Source organism: Leucobacter sp. BZR 635, from assembly GCF_048061935.2.
Classification (GTDB): Bacteria; Actinomycetota; Actinomycetes; order Actinomycetales; family Microbacteriaceae; genus Leucobacter.
This window is the reverse complement of sequence record NZ_JBLUNZ020000066.1, coordinates 21075-38056: the sequence shown is the minus strand read 5'-3', so window position 1 is coordinate 38056 and position 16982 is coordinate 21075. Positions and strand designations below refer to the sequence as shown.

Sequence of the window (16982 nt, the reverse complement as noted above, 5' to 3'; positions counted from 1 at the left end):
TTGTGGCCGCAGCACGCTCCCTCATGGGCCGACACACCGAGTGGGTCGTCGTCACGGGCGCGAGATTCGCCGGCGACCCCGAGCAGATCAGTGAGGTGCTCGTGCACCGAGACTCGGCGAGCGTGCACACGCGGCCCGACGCCCACATCAGCGCAAAGGGCCTCGGCGACACCTTCACTGCCGCCCTCGTCACCGCGCTGCTCGACGGCCGCGCGGTCGAACAGGCCGTCTCAGACGCCAGCGCCGAGGTCCGATCCCGCGCGGCCGCCCTGCAGCCCAGCCCGGCGGTGCCATAGCGAAGCCCAGTGCCCGCCCCCGATAACGCAGAAAGGACCCAGCACATGTCAACCCGCAGCAACCTCGTCTCGTGGATCACGTCGACCGACCACAAGGTCATCGGCTACATGTATCTCGTGAGCTCCGTCCTCTGGTTCCTCATCGGCGGGGTGCTCGCGCTGCTCATTCGAGCGCAGCTCTTCGAACCCGGGCTCGAAATCATCGCGACGAAAGACCAGTACAACCAACTCTTCACGATGCACGGCACGATCATGCTGCTCCTGTTCGCCACCCCGCTCTTCACGGGGTTTGCGAACGTGATCATGCCCCTGCAGATCGGCGCACCCGACGTCGCATTCCCGCGTCTGAACGCCTTCTCATTCTGGCTGTACACCTTCGGCGCGCTCATCACCTTCGCCGGCTTCCTCACCCCGCAGGGCGCGGCCTCATTCGGCTGGTTCGCGTACGCCCCGCTCTCCTCCGAGATCTACTCGCCCGGCGTCGGCGGCAACCTCTGGGTGCTCGGGTTACTCATTACCGGCTTCGGCACGATCCTCGGTGCCGTGAACTTCATCACGACAATTATCGTGATGCGCGCCCCGGGCATGACCATGTGGCGCATCTCGATCTTCTCGTGGAACACCCTCATCACGTCGATCCTCGTACTCGTCGCATTCCCCGTGCTCGCGGCGGCTCTCGGTGCCCTCGCCTTCGACCGCATCTTCGGGGCCCAGATCTTTAGTGGTGAGGGCGGTGCGATCCTCTGGCAACACCTGTTCTGGTTCTTCGGCCACCCCGAGGTGTACATCATCGCGCTGCCGTTCTTCGGGATCATCTCCGAGATCCTGCCCGTGTTCAGCCGAAAACCCATCTTCGGGTACAAGACACTCGTGTACGCGACGATCGCGATCGCAGCGCTCTCGCTCACCGTATGGGCACACCACATGTACGTCACGGGCTCGGTGCTGCTGCCGTTTTTCGCGCTCATGAGCATGCTCATTGCGGTGCCGACGGGGGTGAAGATCTTCAACTGGATCGGCACCATGTGGCGCGGGTCAATCACCTTCGAAACCCCGATGCTCTGGTCGCTCGGCTTCCTCGTCACGTTCACGTTCGGCGGGCTCACGGGGGTCATCCTCGCCTCACCCGCGCTCGACTTCCACCTCTCCGACACCTACTTCGTCATCGCGCACTTCCACTACGTCGTCTTCGGCACGGTCGTGTTCGCGATGTTCGCGGGCTTCTACTTCTGGTGGCCCAAGTGGACGGGCAAGATGCTGAACGAGCGGCTCGGCAAGATCCACTTCTGGATCCTGTTCCTCGGCTTCCACATGACCTTCCTCGTGCAGCACTGGCTCGGCGTCATGGCGATGCCGCGCAGGTATTACACGTACCTCCCCGAAGACGGCATCACCTGGGGCAACCAGCTGTCGACGGTCGGCGCGGTACTGCTCGCGACCTCGATGATCCCGTTCTTCCTCAACGTCTACATCACCGCGCGCAGGGGGCAGAAGGTCACCGTGGACGACCCGTGGGGCTTCGGGCGTTCGCTCGAGTGGGCGACGTCTTGCCCGCCGCCGAGGCACAACTTCGTGTCAATTCCGCGCATCCGCTCGGAGTCGCCGGCGTTCGACGCGAACCACCCCGAGCTCGCCCCCGACTCCCGGGAGCCTGCGGGCGACCCCGAACCCGGCCCCGAGCCAAGCCCTGCGGGCGTGCCCGCGACGCGGTCAGCCGCCACAGCGGGCGACGAGTCGGCCGCTCCGCCCGAACCCAAGCTGCCGGGATAGAGGGCGAAGTCGCCGAAATCGTCGCGGGGCCTGCGCTGCGGTGAGGTCGTGGCCTTGAGGAAGAGCCGCACGAGCGAGCGCTTCTTCTCAAAGTAGGCGTGACGCTCGATCTCACCGTTCGCGTACTGCTCCTCGAGCTCGCGCAGGGTCTCCTCGGCGGCTGCCGCGTCATAGCGCGACGATCCCCCGATGCTGTTACTTTCTCGAATATTCATAGCGTTTCCGGCGGCTCCCCTCGATGTCAGAGTCAGCTTTTACACTACTCGAACACACATTCGAATGGGGGTAAAGGGCATGTACCGGAATGAGAAAGAACAGGAAACCGAGCGCGAACGCATGCCGTACGTGCAGGTCGACACGAACCTTTGGGCCGTCATGCGGTACCCGAAGGACCGGCCCGTAGCGATGATCCAGGGCCTTGCAAACCGCGACAATGTGCCGCTGTTCTTCGTCATGACCTGGCACCCGGAGCCGTCAAAGCGCCGGGTGGTCTCGCAGCACGACACGCTCGCCGAGGCGAACGGCTCAGTGCTCTGGGACACGGGTGAGGTCGCGAAGATGGCGCAGGCGAACGCTGGCCCGGCAAACGGACGCCGCTAGGCACACAGGATACGCTCGGTGATTACACAGCGAGATCGCAGGCCGGAGACCTCAAATTATGGGGTCCAGCCCGTAGCCTGTACCTCGTACCCGTTTCCCGCAGACCGCTCGAAGGAGTTCCATGTCAAAGCAGCTCATCGCCATCGCCGCGCTCGCCGTCACCTTCCCGCTCCTGGTCTCCGGGTGCTCGACGCTCACCGACGGAACCGAGCCCACGCCGCAAGCGTCTCCCTCGGAGCAGCTCGAGCAGCTGAGAAGCGAGGGCAAGGTCCCGGCATCGTTCACCACCGAGCCCAGGGACCTCCGCGTCGAGATTGACGGCGACGAATTCGGCGTCTCATGGAAGGGCCAGCCACTCACCGAGGGCTGCACCCCCGGAGAGGGCCGCACCAATTCGGCGGTGAGCCTCCTCATGCTCCAAGACGTCGGCATCGAAGACGTCCAGCAGTGCGGCAACGTCTGGCAGGCCATGCAGGCCGATGGCTCGTACATTGCCTGGAACCTTCCCGGGTAGCAGCCTTTCACCTGCGCGGATCGCAGCGGCCGGGCGGCCACCGCAACACCTCCAGCCTCGCAGTCGCTAATGTGTTGTCTATGAGCGATGCTATGCTGTTCCTGATCGGGTCAATCGCGATGTACCTCTTCGCGTTCATCGTGCTTTTGATCATTCTGTGGGCGATCATCAGGGGCGCCGTGCTGTCAGCACTCCGCAAGCACGCAGACGAACAGGCCGAGCTGCGCAGGCCGGTCTCGTACCAGTAACCGGGGCCTGAGCGCGCGGCCCCGCCCCGCGCTCAACCCGCCGTATCGCGCCTGCGGAATAGCGCCCACGCGATTCCGGCCAGCAGCAGCGCCCACGCCGCCATCACGAGGCCGCCGGGCACCGGATCCAGCAGGCCGACGCCCGGGTACGACATGAAGAGTTGGATCCCCGCAAGATCTGGCAGGTATCTCAAGATCGGGAGCATCCCGACGAGCGAGATCGTGATGCCCAGCACGAGCGGCACGAGGACCACGAGCGTCACGAGGTAGGTGCGCGCAATGATCGTAATGCCCGCCGCGATGACCCCCATGAGCGTGTAGTTCAGTGCTACCCCCACGAGGTTCATCGCCATTGCGGCGGTGAAATCGCCGGGGGCGAGCCCGTGCTCACCGAGGGCCGCCTGCTTGGCAAGCACCGACATGCCGATCGCGACGAAGCCGATCACCGCCGCGAGCACCGCGATGACGAGGAGCTTGGCGGCGAGCACCCGCGAGCGGTTCGGGGTCGCTGTGAGCGTCGTGCGCAGCTGGCCGTCGAGGTACTCGCTCCCGACGATGAGCGCCGCCAGCAGAATGATGAGCGGCTGCCCGAAGCCCGCGGTCTCGAAGCCGTGCGACTCGATGGGAAACTGCGCGGCCCGGGCGGGGTCGAACGCGAGCCCCGACGCGAGCGCGAGCGCGCCCGGCGCGATGAGGGCTGCGGCGAGGGTCAGCTGGATGCTCCGCAGGCTGAAGGCCTTCGTGAGCTCGGCCTGAACGGTGTGCCGGAAAGGCAGGCGCTTCGGTACGAGGGGCATCAGAGATCCCTCCGCACAAAGGTGACTGCGGCCGCGGTGAGCAGCGCGCCGGCCCACGCAGCCTGCACGAGCCCGCCAACTGCAGGGTCGAGCAGGTGACCCCCGCCCGGGTCGCTGTACATGGCGGATCCCGCCGTCGTTGGCAGGTACTTCGCCCCGGCCCAAAAGCCGGCGAGAAAGTCGCCGACGCCGATGACGAGCGGCACGATAAGAATGAGCGGCAGGATGGCGGATCGGGCGAGCGTGCCGACCGCGAAGGCGATAAGTGCCGTGAGCACCCACGCGAGGGTCACCCCGCCGATGCTCGCCCAGACCGCTGGCGTCAGGCGCCACGGATCGATCTCGCTGTCCTGCGTGAGGTGGGTAATAATGATTGCCCCGGCCATCGTGAGAAACGCGATCAGCGCGACGAGGATCGCGAGCAGGGCAGCCTTCACCACGAACACGCGCAGCCGTTTCGGGGTCGCAAGCAGGGTCGTGCGGATCTGCCCGCCGCCCCCGTACTCGTTGCCAGCCCAGAGCGCGGCGAGCGCGACGACAAGCACATACCCGAACCCGGCCATCGAGAAGCCCTCGTACTCGGGCGGGATCGGCACGGAGGAGAACAGCAGCTCGCTGTCGGGCGGCAGGTCTCCGGTCGAGTACGAGTTCGTCCACGCCATCGGCCATGTCAGGAAGACCGTGATGAGCGAGAGGATCCAGGTCGATCTCGCGCTCAGCAGCTTCGTGGCCTCTGAGCGGGTGAGCGCGATCACCGCTGCTCCCCCGCGCGGTCGGGATCCACGGCACGGCCTGGATCCACGGCACGGCCTGGATCATTCACGACCGCCCGATACTCGGCGTGCTCGTCGGTGAGGGCGAAGAACGCCTGCTCCAGGCTCGCGTGCTCGCCCGTCACCTCCCTGCCCGTGCCCGAGGCGACCACCCGCCCGGCGGCGATCACCACGAAGTCGTCAGCGGTGTCCTCCATCTCCGCCATGAGGTGGCTCGAGACGAGCACGGCCTTCCCTGCGTCCGCGAGCGAGCGCAGGAAGCGGCGCATCCACCGGATCCCGTCGGGGTCCAGCCCGTTCGCTGGCTCGTCGAGCACGAGCACCCCGGGGTCACCGAGGAGCGCCGTCGCGATCCCGAGCCGCTGCCCCATGCCGAGCGAGAAGCCACCGATGCGCTTCGATCCTGCGTCCTGCAGGCCAGTGAGCGCGAGCACCTCGTCGACGCGCGCTGCGGGGATCGCGTTCGACTGCGCAACCCAACGCAGGTGCGCCCGCGCCGTCCGACCCTTGTTCGCGCCGGGGCCGTCGAGCATCGCGCCGACCCGCAGCAGCGGGCGGTTGAGCGAGCGGTACGGCTGCCCGGCGATGAGGGCGGTGCCGGAGGTGGCGCGATCCAGCCCGAGCAGGATCCGCAGCGTGCTCGACTTCCCAGCCCCGTTCGGCCCGAGCAGCCCGGTGACCCTGCCAGGGGCGGCCGTGAAGCTGACGTCGTCAACGACGGCGCGGGCGCCGTGACGCTTGGTGAGGTGTGCGATTTCGATCATGGCTCCTAGCCAATCGCGTCTCGCGCGCCCCGTCAGTCTGCGAGAGTTGACAGTATGCGTGGATCGGCGTGCGAGCTCAGCCGAGCGGGCTGCCGCCCACGAGCCCGCTCTCGTACGCCACGACCACGAGTTGCGCGCGGTCGCGCGCCCCAACCTTCGACAGGATGCGACTCACGTAGGTGCGCACCGTCGTCTGCGTCACAACCAGCGTCGCGGCGATCTCAGCGTTCGACAGACCCGTGCCGATGAGCTGCAGGGTCTCGCGCTCCCGCTCGGTGAGGCGATCCACGCTCGCCGCGGCCTCGCCGTGGGCACCGCGGCCGCTCCTCGTCTGCTGGGCTGCGCCCGCGAAGCGGTCGACGAGCCGCCGCGTCACCTCCGGTGCGAGCAGCGCGTCGCCCGCGTGCGCGACCCGGATCGCGCGGAGCACCTCGCTCGGCGGACTGTTCTTCAGGAGGAAGCCCGACGCTCCCAGCCGCAGCGCCTCGAACACGTACTCGTCAAGGTCGAAGGTCGTGAGCACGATGACGCGCGTGCCGGCAGTCTCGCGTGCTTCCGCGAGCAGCTTGGTCGCCTCGAGGCCGGTCATGCGCGGCATCTGCACGTCCATGAGCACCACGTCTGGGCGGTGCAGCCGGGCGAGCGCAACGGCGTCCTCCCCGTCACGCGCTTCGGCGACCAGCTCCATGCCCGGCTCGTGCGCGATGAGCAGGCTCAGCGAGGCGCGGACGATCGCGTCGTCGTCCGCGACCAGCACGCGAATCTGGGTCACTGCGTGCTGTCCGATGCTGCGTGGCCGACCAGCGGCAGGCGCGCCACCACGGCGAACCCCGCGGCCCTGTCGTCACCGTGCCTGTCGCGGCCGTCCGGATGAGCGCCGCCCGGATGAGCGCCGCCCGGGTGAGCGTCGCCCGGGTTACCGACGTGCAACTCGCCGCCGAGCATCTCGACCCGCTCGCGCATGCCGGTGAGGCCGTTCCCCTCGCGGTAGCCGCGGCCCGCGCCCCCGCCGTCGTCTCTGACGCGCACCTCGACGCGTGATTCGTCGGTCGTGACGGCGATCCGCAGCGTCGAAGCGGCCGCGTGCCTGAAGCAGTTCGTGGCGGCCTCCTGCACGATGCGGTAGACGGTCGTGCGGAGTGCGGCGGGGAGGCGATCCACGTCTTCCGGGTACTCGGCGTCGACGTGCACGCGGGCGCGCTGCCCGGTGCGCTCGATGTCTCGGATGAGCTCCTCGAGCCGCACGGGATCGGCTGCCGACCGCGCAGCGGCATCTGTTCCTACCGCGCGTTCGCGGTCGAGCAGCTGTTTGAGCTCGCCGAGCGAGTCCCGCGCCTGCTGCTCAACCTCGCGTAGCGTCTCCCGCAGCTCGGGCTCGCCCAGCGCCGTGACGTGCGCGGCGACGCCTGCGCGCACTCCAATGGCCCCGAGCGAATGCGAGAGCACATCGTGCACCTCCCGCGCGAGCCGGAGCCGCTCGTCAGTTCGGGCGGCGGCGGCCGTCGCCTCGTGCAGCTGCCGCGAGCGCACCCCGAGCACCCACGCGGCCCCCAGCACGACTGCCCCGAGCAGCGCGCCTCGCATGCTCGGCGCAAAGCCCGGTGCCGTTTCAGGTTCCCCAAGCAGAAGGGCCACGAGGATCACTGCGGCGAAGGCCGCGAGCAGCCACCAGGGAACGCGTCGCACGCCTCGTCGTTCGGCGAGCGCGTGAACTCCGATGCTGGCGAGCAGAAACGGATCGGCCGTGAGCTGCAGCCCCCAGGCCGCCGCGGTCGCCAGCCCCGCAAGCAGCGCGCCCGGGAGCGGGTTCCACAGGCTGAGCACCGCGCCACACACCGCGGCAGCGCCGAACAGCAGCTGGGCGAGACGCCACCCCTCCGGCGGCACGACCGTGATCCACAACGCCGCCACGACGGCAATCGCGATTCCCAGGGGCACGAGCGCCGCGAGCCAGGGCCGTCGCGGGGGCGCGAGCGGCGGCCGGGCCCGTGGCCCGACCTCCGTGCTGCGACCATCTGTGTCCATCCTGGTCATTCTAGGGGGCGACGGCTGCGGCAAGTCATGTGGTGTGCGGCGCGGGCGCTGGGGTTCGGGGCGGGGGCTCGGGGCGGGGGTTCGGGGCGGGGGCCACTGCGCCCGGCGAGCTACGGGCCGAGCAGCGCGGTTCCGAAGAGCATGGTCAGCGGGAACGCGAACACGAGCAGCAGGTTGAGGGCGACCAGCGGCCACGCCCTCGACAGCGCGCCGCACACAACGCCGACGAGCCCCGCCACGAGCGGCACGACAATGAGTGTCCACGGGGCCCAGGGGTGGGCGGGGCCCTCCTGCGGGATCGTGAAGAAATACACAAACAGCGAACAGGCCCCCACGAACAGGGCGACGGTGGATATCCGGCGGAGCACAGTTCGCCTCGACGTTGAGTGTTCAGCCATGCAACCGATCATAGGGTGCGACCCGTCGAGGCGAGCCGGGCCGCGGCAGCGGCGGTTGCGGTTGCGGTTGCGGTTGCGGCCAGGGCCCTCGACTCGCTCGGCATCGAACGGTTCGAGCTCGGGCACTGCCCCTCGGGAGGCCCGATCCGTGCAGGTGTGCGCTCACCACCAGGGCACCTCACACGGCGAGCGTTCGGGCGAGCGTTCTCGTGCCCTGGTCGAGCTGTGCCTTCGTCGCGGCCCCGTAGGAGAACCTGAGGAACGGCGCCGGGGGTTCGTCGACGAAGAAGTGCCGGCCGTCACCGACGAGCACGCCGGCGGCGTAGGCTGCGGCGCTGAACTCACGAGTATCGGTTCCCTCCGGCAGGCGGGCCCAGAGATGCAGGCCCCCGCGAGGGACTGTCTGGATGCTCATCTCGGGGAGGTTGGCCCGGACCGCCGCGACGAGAGCATCGCGGCGCAGCGTGAGTTCGGAGCGCAGACGTTTGAGATGCCGGGGCCAGACGTTGGAGGCGAGGAGGCTGTGCGCGATCTCCTGCACCATAGGAGCCACACAGAGGTCGTCCGCCGTGCGCGAGGCGCGGAGCCTGGCGCCGGCGGGGCCGCGCGCAATGATCGCACCGATGCGGAGCCCCGGCGAGGCCGGCTTCGACAGCGTCGTGACCGTGACCACATGGCCGTGTGCATCGTCCGTCATGAGGGGCGCGGGCGTTGAGCCGTCGAGCCCGAGATGTCTCGCCCAGTCGTCTTCGATAATGAATGCGCCGTGACGCACGGCTAGCTCGAGCACCTGCGTTCGGCGTTCCTGGCTGAGCACTGCCCCGGTGGGGTTGGCGTAGCTGGGCTGGAGATAGATAACTCGGGCGCGCGTGCGCTCAAGCGCGTCGGCGAGCCGATCCACCATGATCCCGTCGCGATCGGCTGCCACAGAAGCGATCGACAGGCCCGCGCTCTGCGCCGCGAGGATTGCGCCGGGATAGCTCGGGCTCTCCGTAATCACCGTGGCCCCTGGCTCTGCGAGGGTACGCATCGCGAACACGAGCCCCTGCTGTCCGCCGGCGACGATCTGCACGTCGCTCGGGTCGGCCCGATACTCTGCGGCAAACATGCGCCGAAGCTCGGGGGACCCTGCCGCGGGCGTCATGACCCACGCGCGGCTGCTCTTCGCTGCGCGTGCGCCCATGCGGTGCAGCTCGTCGTTGGGAAGCAGCTCTGGCGCGAGGTAACCCCACGAGAGGGGGATGTGCTCGGCGGTGCCGTAGCCTCCGAGCCGTGACGCGCGATCAGGATCGACGCGGGCGGGGCCCAGCGCCTGGGACTGCCAGGAGAAGTCGGGCTCGGGCGCAGGAGTGCTCCGTGTCACGAATGTTCCGCGCCCCGGCTCGGATCGCACCAGTCCGAGCGAGCTGAGTTCGGCGAGCGCTGCCGAGATCGTTGCCGCGCTGGCCTGGTACTCGCGAGAGAGCTCTCGCACGCCGGCCAGCCGCTCGCCGTCGGCCGACGCTGCGATCCGCCGGCGCAGGAGGGCGGCAATCTCTGACGATCTGTTATCCTTGGACATGAAGCTATTAGATAACGTTACTCTAAATTTCGCAAGTCCGTTACGGTCTCCTCTCGCCCTCGGTCACCCAGCCACCGGGACTCTCGCTTCGACAGCGCACGCGTGATCCGGGTCAGAACCCTGCTGCAGGATCTTTCGATTTCTGCGGTGGTCGCCGGGTTCCTCTCGGCGGTGATCAACTTCGCCGGGCCCTTCCTCATCGTGCTGGAGGCGACACGGGCCGCAGGTCTCAACGAGGCGCAGACCGCCTCGTGGGTGTGGGCGCTATCGCTCGGCAACGGCGTCTGCAGCATCGTGCTGAGCCTCTTCACCCGCATCCCAGTGATCGTGGCGTGGTCGACGCCGGGAGCCGCGCTGCTGATCGCCTCTCTCGGGGGGTTCTCGTTCTCAGAGGCCGTCGGCGCCTTCCTCGTTGCATCCGTCGCGGCGGCGGTCGCTGGCTACACGGGGTGGTTCGGGTGGCTGCTGTCCAAGGTTCCCGGCCCCGTGTTGCAGGCGCTACTCGCCGGAATCCTCCTCCCGTTCGTCATCGCGGCAGCGGGTGCCTTCGCGACTGCGCCGCTCATCGCGGGGAGCATTGTCGTCACATTTGTTGTGGGGAAACGCTTGTGGGATCGCTTCGCGGTTCTCACCGCTCTCGTCGCGGGGATCGTCGCGACCTGGGCCACGGGTTCATTTCAGCCGGTGGGTGCCACGCTCGTGCTCGGCGGCCCCGTGTTCACGACGCCGTCGTTCACTCCGGCAGCGCTTGTGAGCATCGCGCTCCCGCTGTTTGTCGTCACGATGGCGTCGCAGAACGCGCCGGGACTCGCGCTCCTCCGCTCACAGGGATACGCCCCGAACGACAGGTTTCTCGTCGGCACGATCTCCGTGGTGTCCGCCGCGCTCGCGCCCTTCGGGGCTCACGGCATTAACCTGGGGGCGATCACTGCCGCAATCGCGGTCGGTCCCGAGTCCCACCCCGACCGCTCCAGGCGCTATGTCGCCGGGCTCTCTGGCGGCGTCACCTATCTCATCTTCGCTGCCTTCGGAGGAGCGCTGGTGGCCGGGTTCCAGTCCATCCCATCGGAGACAGTCTCGGTTGTTGCCGCGGTTGCACTGCTGGGCTCGGCGCTGACCGCGCTGTCAGGCGCGATGCGCGGCGACACCCGCACGGGCCTGGCCGCCATCACTACGCTCGCCGTCACCATGTCAGGCGTCGTGTTCCTCAACATCGGTGCGGCTTTCTGGGCACTCATTGCCGGCACCGGTGTCTACCTCGCACTCGCTCCGTTTCGGCGGCGCACCCAACCACACGCCCAAACACCTCAAACACAACCAACACATCAAACACAACCAACACAGGAAGAAACCGATGACAACGCATAACTCCCCCACAATCCGCCCGATCCTGCCCGCCGACGAGGCCGCGTGGCGGCGCCTCTTCCGCTCCTACCGCGAGTTCTACAAGCTCGAGGAGAGCGAAGAGGTTGTCTCGAACGCGTGGGGTTGGTTCATGGATCCCACGCACGAGTGCCAGGCCATCGTCGCCGAGGTCAACGGCGAGATCCTCGGCTTTGCTCATCACCGCCGTATCTCTTCGCCGTACACCGGCACCTCGGGCATCTTCCTTGATGACCTATTCACCGCTCCCGCCGCGCGCGGCCTGGGCATCGGGCGGGCACTCATCGCTCGCCTCACGGACATGGCGGCGGCCGAGGGCCGGGCCTTCGTGCAGTGGATGACTGCCGAAGACAATCACCAGGCGCAGGCACTGTACAACACCCTCGCCAAGCGCACCTCGTGGGTCACCTACGAGGCGGTGCCCACTCCGCGGTGATGCCTCAGTATCCTGCTGCTCGACCGGCCCGCAGCTGCCTCGTGCGGCTGCGGGCCGGTGGGCTGCGGGGTTCGAAGATGCTGCTGCCGGAGTGCCGCTGCCTGAGTGTCGGAGTGACGCTGCCGACGGGGCGTGAGGCGGCCACAACAGAGTACACAGCGAAGCTTTTCCAGGCGAGCGTCATGCTCTCGGGCAGGACGACGACACACGCCATGCATCCACACAAAAATCCTAGACACTGCATAGGAATTTCGGCATACTGACTCACAGAACGCTCCTCGTGTGCACAGACTGCCGTTGTCCAAGCGGGGCGCGTTTCCGCCCGGGCCGAGTGTGCCCCATCTGAAGAGGAGTTTCGTGAAGCGCCCTACCCTGCTCACTTCGTTCGCATTGGGGGCGCTCTCGCTCTCGCTCGCCATTGGCTCGGTGCCCGCCGCCAGCGCCGCACAGGTGGCGGCGTGCCCGCCCACAGCCTCAGACCAGGTGGAGTTCTTCACCCCGGCACAGGGCGAGGTTTGGGATCGCGAGGAGCTTTCCGAACACTGGGAGTGGTTTGGAGAGGGAGTGTTACCTGGACTTGCCGCCGAGGGCCTTGCCGGGGTCTCGGTTCTCGATCCCTCGCCACAGCGGCTGACCGAGTTCTTCACCACGGGCGCACAACGCGCATTCGATGACTACCGCAGTTCGCTCGAAGCGCTGGCCGATCGAATCGAACTGGCCGGCGGGCAGACTGCAGAGCACATCCGCGATTTCAATGCGGCCCGATACGAGTACATCCTGGCCATCACGAACGGCTTCACCGACGCGTACAACGCAGATCGCGTCTACGACCAGTTCGGTCAGCCAGACTGGGAAAACGCCACCGAGCAGTTCTTCTACGTCACCGGGCGGATGATCTATGCTTTCGAACCAAACGTAGGTGTCAGCTTCTTGCAGCACGCCAACTGGTATCCCGTGTCCCAAACCGAAATCCAGGGAGCGCTCCAGGAAATCAGTGACGAGTGGGCGCTCAGCGGCCTCTCCGCAGCCGACGCCGAGGCGAGCTCGCGTTCCACGATGGTCGGGGCCGTCGAGGAGTGGGTGGAACGTCAGACGCTGTCGGGGCTCTCGGCGTTCCAGGTCGGCGCGACGAACAACTTCGATCTAGCCACCGGTCTCGGCTACGTGGTCGAACTCGGTGACACCAACGATGCTGTCCTCGCGACCGCCTCGAACCGGGAGAGCACCCGACCACTCGAGCTTCGCGACCTTGCGCACTCAGTTCCGACCAGACTCTTCGTGGATCAAGAGATCCTCGCGGCGAACCTCAACTCCTCCGGAACAGGATTCCTCTCACCCGAGGAGGCATCCGAAAGCACCTACGTTCGCGGAACAGTTGCGGAGATTCTCGAGCCACTCGAAAGCTCCGATGACCTCAGCTCCGAGGAGTTCGCGGCCGCGGTGCAAGAGGTGGTATCGAACCAGCTCAGCCGGGCACACTGGCTCGCAGACGTGTTTGATCAGACCCCGCTCGAGTTCCCGCACCTCCTCGAGGACTACTCTGAAGACTACCTGTTCTCATTTGCAGAGCTTGAGAACACGGAGCTCAAGCGGGTGTTCGACTGGAGGGATTCGAGCGGGTCATTGGGGCACGATGTGATCCGTGCCGAGCAGTTTGCGGAGATCCCCTTCACGTTGCTGCGTGAGCATGGAACAACGACGATCGAGAGAACGATTCGGTACTCCTCAGTGGACGCGGCTGCCCTCAGTGGAGCAGAGACTGTGACCCAGTCCGTCGATTTCTGCTCGACCCTGCATCTCCTGTGGGGCGACACCGACTGGAGCGACACGAGCCTCACGCTCCCGACCGTGCCCACGCCACCCGCGGTGCACCCCGCGCCGAACGCGACCCTGGGCACCCCCGACCACACCGTGGAAGCAGTCACGGTGACGCCGACGACCGGGGAGATTCCGGTCACCGATGTGGTGTTCCCGGTCGACTTCACGATCGCAGTTCGCCACGTTGACGAGATGGGGGCGGCGTTACCCGCCGCTGTCACGGCTGGAAGCGAACAGCTCACCGGTGCCTGGGGAGCGACTGCGACGGTGTCCGCGCTGACACACGACGACTGGACACTCGCTTCGGGATCGGCGACCGAGGAGATCCGGTTCGACGCGGATCAGCCTGAGGTGATCTTCACCTATCGAAGCGTGGCGGCCCCGACGGAGCCCGACACGGGAACGGAAACTGACCCTGCCGGCCCCCTCGTCGATACTGGCGCTGCCGGGAGCGGCTGGGGTGCACTGCTCGGCACGGGGCTGCTCGTGACCGGCGCAGCAGTCGTCGCGTGGCGAGTCCGCCGCCAGAACGCTTAGCCTCAACGGTTAATCACTGGTCTGCCTCGGCGCTTGTTTGTCGTTTAGCCCAACGGCAAGCAAGTGCCGAGGTCGGCGTGGTGAGCCATATGCCCCACATGTGCCCCACCGTCATCCTGGGGGCAAGTGGAAACAACAAAGCCCCGGAACCTCCGCAGGTTACTGCGGGAGCTCCGGGGCTTACTGTCGGGATGACAGGATTTGAACCTGCGACCCCGTCGTCCCGAACGACGTGCGCTACCAAGCTGCGCCACATCCCGATTTACGCTTTCGCGCAGGGTCTACTCTATCGCGCCGTCAGCAAAAAACGAAAACGACGGGCCAGGATGTGAAACGCCGGGCGCGTTAGCCGAGCGTCGCGATCACGACCGGGGCGTCTTGGCCCGGCCAGGTGGCAGTGAGCGTGCCCGCGGCACCGGCGGAACCGGCAGCAACACCGGCAGCAGCAGCGCTCGGCACGTGCGCGACCCGCAGCGTCACCAGCCCGGTCGACGCGACACTCACGCCGCCGTCGAGCGACACCTCGGCGGCCCACAGCTCGGGAACCTGCGCGCCGGGCTCACCGGAGCCGTGCAGCGGCATCTCGATCTCGCGGGCAACGGCAGAGCCGTCGGGCTGGTGCACGAGCTCCTCGCCGCCCGATCCGCCCTGCGCGATGACCTGCGCGATGACCGCGCGGTAGACGGGATCCCCCGCCCCCTCAGTCACCCAGCGGGTGCCGAGCACGCCGTGCTCCATCGTGCCGACGAGGTGCGCCTCGCCGCCCTCGAGCGGGGCACCGCGATAGGTCAGCGGCACGTGGTAGACCTTGTCCTCGCCCGCGGAGACGAGCAGGCCGTCGATGCCAACCTCGCCCTCGGGGTCGTCGACCCGGTAGCCAGAGACGCGGCTGATCTTGGCAGGATCCCCCGTGAACCAGGGCTGCTTCGGCAGCCACTCGGCGACGAGTTCGAGCTTCGAGGGAACGAGCGTGGTGTCTGTGTATAGGAGAGCCATGACCCGATCATACGCGGCCGCAATGACGAACGCCCGCCTCCGAGCGAACTCGGAGGCGGGCGTTCGTGCAGAACCGCGAGAAGCTTACTTCTGGTTCTTCAGGCGTGAGACCGAGCGTGCACGGAGCGACGCGTCGAGCTCGACCTTGCGGATACGGATGACCTCGGGGGTCACCTCAACGCACTCGTCTTCGCGGGCGAACTCGAGGCTCTCCTCGAGGGTGAGCTGGCGCGGCGGCGTCATCGACTCGAAGGTGTCGGAGCTCGCCGCACGCATGTTGGTGAGCTTCTTTTCCTTGGTGATGTTCACGTCCATGTCCTCGGAACGCGAGTTCTCGCCGATGACCATGCCCTCGTAGACCTCCTGCGTGGGCTGCACGAAGAAGCTCATGCGCTCCTGGAGGTTAATCATCGAGAACGGGGTGACAACACCCGAGCGGTCGGCAACGATCGAACCGTTGTTACGGGTCACGATCGGGCCAGCCCACTCGTCGTAGCCGTGCGAGATCGCGTTTGCGATGCCGGTGCCGCGGGTGGTGGTCATGAACTCCGAGCGGAAGCCGATGAGGCCGCGTGCGGGAACGATGAACTCCATGCGAACCCAACCGGTGCCGTTGTTCACCATGTTCTCCATGCGGCCCTTGCGAGCAGCGATGAGCTGGGTGATCGCGCCAAGGTGCTCTTCGGGCGTATCGATGGTGAGGTGCTCGTAGGGCTCGTGCGTCTTGCCGTTGATCTCGCGGGTAACGACCTGCGGCTTGCCAACGGTGAGCTCGAAGCCCTCGCGGCGCATGTTCTCAACGAGGATCGACAGGGCGAGCTCGCCACGACCCTGAACTTCCCACGCGTCGGGGCGGCCGGTGTCGACAACCTTCAGCGAGACGTTACCGATGAGCTCGCGATCGAGGCGATCCTTGATCATGCGGGCGGTGAGCTTGTGACCCTTCACCTTGCCGACGAGCGGCGACGTGTTCGCACCGATCGTCATCGAGATTGCGGGCTCGTCGATCTCGATGAGCGGCAGCGGACGCGTGTCCTCAGCGTCTGCGATGGTCTCGCCGATGGTGATGTTCTCGATACCGGCGATCGCGACGATGTCGCCGGGGCCAGCCTTCTCGGCGGGGTAGCGGGTGAGCGCCTTGGTGAGCATGAGCTCGGTGATGCGCACGTTCTGCTGGGTGCCGTCGCTCTTCACCCAGGCGACGGTCTCGCCCTTGTGGATCCAGCCGTTGTGCACGCGCAGCAGCGCGATACGGCCGAGGAACGGCGAGGAGTCAAGGTTGGTGACGTGCGCCTGCAGCGGGTGCTCATCATCGTAGGTCGGAGCGGGAACCTGCTCGAGGATGACGCCGAAGAGCGCCTCGAGGGTGTCGCCGTCGGGCAGCACGCCGTTTGCGGGCTGCGTGAGGCTCGACGCACCAGCGCGGCCCGAGAGGTACACGACGGGCACGTCGAGGATCGCGTCGACGTCAAGGTCGGGGTGCTCCTCGGCGATGTCCGATGCGAGGCCAAGCAGCAGATCCTGCGCCTCGCCGACGACCTCGGGGATACGCGAGTCGGGGCGGTCAGTCTTGTTGACCGCGAGGATCACGGGGTGCTTCGCCTCAAGCGCCTTGCGGAGCACGAAGCGGGTCTGGGGCAGCGGGCCCTCAGAGGAGTCGACGAGCAGAACAACGCCGTCAACCATCGAGAGTGCGCGCTCTACCTCGCCACCGAAGTCAGCGTGACCCGGGGTGTCGACCACGTTAATGGTGATGGGGCCGTTCTTCGCGTGGACACCCTCGTACGAGATAGCGGTGTTCTTCGCGAGGATCGTGATGCCCTTTTCGCGTTCAAGGTCGTTGGAGTCCATGACCCGGTCATCGACGTCAGCGTGTGCGTCGAAGGAGCCTGTCTGACGCAGCATGGCGTCAACGAGGGTGGTCTTGCCATGGTCGACGTGTGCGACGATGGCGACGTTACGAATGTCTTCGCGTGTGGCGAGAGCCATATGGGTGGATCCTCACGATCATAAATTAGCGAACGTTCTATCATACCCGCAGAACACGCCGGGGTCGA

General features: G+C 66.9%; 17 protein-coding genes and 1 tRNA gene. 8 read left to right on the top strand and 10 right to left on the bottom strand.

Annotation, left to right across the window (positions count from 1 at the left end; genetic code table 11):
* The 5 genes from ACI1US_RS13090 to ACI1US_RS13070 all read left to right on the top strand — a co-directional run.
* Positions 1-296: bifunctional hydroxymethylpyrimidine kinase/phosphomethylpyrimidine kinase (locus ACI1US_RS13090; protein ID WP_461640866.1), on the top strand; the 296-nt coding region annotated here is incomplete at its 5' end.
* 45 nt (positions 297-341) lie between these two features.
* Positions 342-2066 carry an aa3-type cytochrome oxidase subunit I gene (ctaD, locus tag ACI1US_RS13085; protein ID WP_461640865.1) on the top strand — a complete coding sequence of 575 codons (1725 nt, stop codon included), beginning with the start codon at positions 342-344 and terminating at the stop codon, positions 2064-2066.
* A gap of 279 nt (positions 2067-2345) precedes the next feature.
* The gene (locus ACI1US_RS13080) at positions 2346-2666 is read left to right on the top strand and encodes a hypothetical protein (protein ID WP_461640864.1); all 321 of its coding nucleotides are present in this window, start codon (positions 2346-2348) and stop codon (positions 2664-2666) included.
* Between the two features lie 121 nt (positions 2667-2787).
* Positions 2788-3180 (top strand): hypothetical protein, encoded by a 393-nt coding sequence (locus tag ACI1US_RS13075; protein ID WP_461640863.1) that lies wholly within the window; start codon positions 2788-2790, stop codon positions 3178-3180.
* A gap of 80 nt (positions 3181-3260) precedes the next feature.
* Positions 3261-3428, top strand: coding sequence for a hypothetical protein (locus ACI1US_RS13070; protein WP_461640862.1), 168 nt, complete (start codon positions 3261-3263; stop codon positions 3426-3428).
* Between the two features lie 32 nt (positions 3429-3460).
* Here ACI1US_RS13070 and ACI1US_RS13065 read toward each other — a convergent pair whose 3' ends face one another.
* The 7 genes from ACI1US_RS13065 to ACI1US_RS13035 all read right to left on the bottom strand — a co-directional run bounded on the left by ACI1US_RS13065 (position 3461) and on the right by ACI1US_RS13035 (position 9755).
* Complete coding sequence (locus ACI1US_RS13065) at positions 3461-4225, bottom strand: ABC transporter permease (protein WP_461640861.1); 765 nt, start codon at positions 4223-4225, stop codon at positions 3461-3463.
* The gene (locus ACI1US_RS13060; RefSeq protein ID WP_461640860.1) at positions 4225-4980 is read right to left on the bottom strand and encodes a hypothetical protein; all 756 of its coding nucleotides are present in this window, start codon (positions 4978-4980) and stop codon (positions 4225-4227) included. Before ACI1US_RS13060 ends, ACI1US_RS13065 begins: the two co-directional genes overlap by 1 nt.
* Positions 4977-5762: an ABC transporter ATP-binding protein gene (locus ACI1US_RS13055; RefSeq protein WP_461640859.1), complete on the bottom strand. Its 786-nt coding sequence runs from the start codon at positions 5760-5762 to the stop codon at positions 4977-4979. The genes ACI1US_RS13060 and ACI1US_RS13055 overlap by 4 nt, the downstream gene beginning before the upstream one ends.
* Before the next feature lie 76 nt (positions 5763-5838).
* Positions 5839-6534, bottom strand: coding sequence for a response regulator (locus tag ACI1US_RS13050; RefSeq protein ID WP_461640858.1), 696 nt, complete (start codon positions 6532-6534; stop codon positions 5839-5841).
* A complete protein-coding gene (locus tag ACI1US_RS13045; protein WP_461640857.1) occupies positions 6531-7787 on the bottom strand; it encodes a sensor histidine kinase in 1257 nt (418 codons plus the stop codon). The genes ACI1US_RS13050 and ACI1US_RS13045 overlap by 4 nt, the downstream gene beginning before the upstream one ends.
* Positions 7788-7906: 119 nt before the next feature.
* Positions 7907-8194, bottom strand: coding sequence for a hypothetical protein (locus ACI1US_RS13040; RefSeq protein ID WP_461640856.1), 288 nt, complete (start codon positions 8192-8194; stop codon positions 7907-7909).
* A gap of 178 nt (positions 8195-8372) precedes the next feature.
* Positions 8373-9755, bottom strand: coding sequence for an aminotransferase-like domain-containing protein (locus tag ACI1US_RS13035; protein WP_461640855.1), 1383 nt, complete (start codon positions 9753-9755; stop codon positions 8373-8375).
* A gap of 102 nt (positions 9756-9857) precedes the next feature.
* Between ACI1US_RS13035 and ACI1US_RS13030 the strand changes: the two genes are divergently transcribed.
* From ACI1US_RS13030 to ACI1US_RS13020, 3 genes are all read left to right on the top strand, one after another.
* Positions 9858-11123: a benzoate/H(+) symporter BenE family transporter gene (locus tag ACI1US_RS13030; RefSeq protein WP_461640854.1), complete on the top strand. Its 1266-nt coding sequence runs from the start codon at positions 9858-9860 to the stop codon at positions 11121-11123.
* On the top strand, positions 11110-11574 hold the full coding sequence (locus ACI1US_RS13025) for a GNAT family N-acetyltransferase (protein ID WP_461640853.1): 465 nt from the start codon (positions 11110-11112) through the stop codon (positions 11572-11574). The genes ACI1US_RS13030 and ACI1US_RS13025 overlap by 14 nt, the downstream gene beginning before the upstream one ends.
* 357 nt (positions 11575-11931) lie before the next feature.
* Positions 11932-13929 (top strand): hypothetical protein, encoded by a 1998-nt coding sequence (locus ACI1US_RS13020; protein ID WP_461640852.1) that lies wholly within the window; start codon positions 11932-11934, stop codon positions 13927-13929.
* Between the two features lie 186 nt (positions 13930-14115).
* On the opposite strand, the gene ACI1US_RS13015 is transcribed toward ACI1US_RS13020, so the two are convergent.
* The 3 genes from ACI1US_RS13015 to typA form a co-directional block, all read right to left on the bottom strand.
* Positions 14116-14189: transfer RNA gene (locus ACI1US_RS13015), tRNA-Pro, on the bottom strand.
* Between the two features lie 85 nt (positions 14190-14274).
* Positions 14275-14925: a maltokinase N-terminal cap-like domain-containing protein gene (locus ACI1US_RS13010; RefSeq protein WP_416550249.1), complete on the bottom strand. Its 651-nt coding sequence runs from the start codon at positions 14923-14925 to the stop codon at positions 14275-14277.
* An 84-nt stretch (positions 14926-15009) separates the two neighbouring features.
* Positions 15010-16914, bottom strand: coding sequence for a translational GTPase TypA (gene typA, locus ACI1US_RS13005; RefSeq protein WP_416550250.1), 1905 nt, complete (start codon positions 16912-16914; stop codon positions 15010-15012).
* Positions 16915-16982 lie beyond the last annotated feature (68 nt).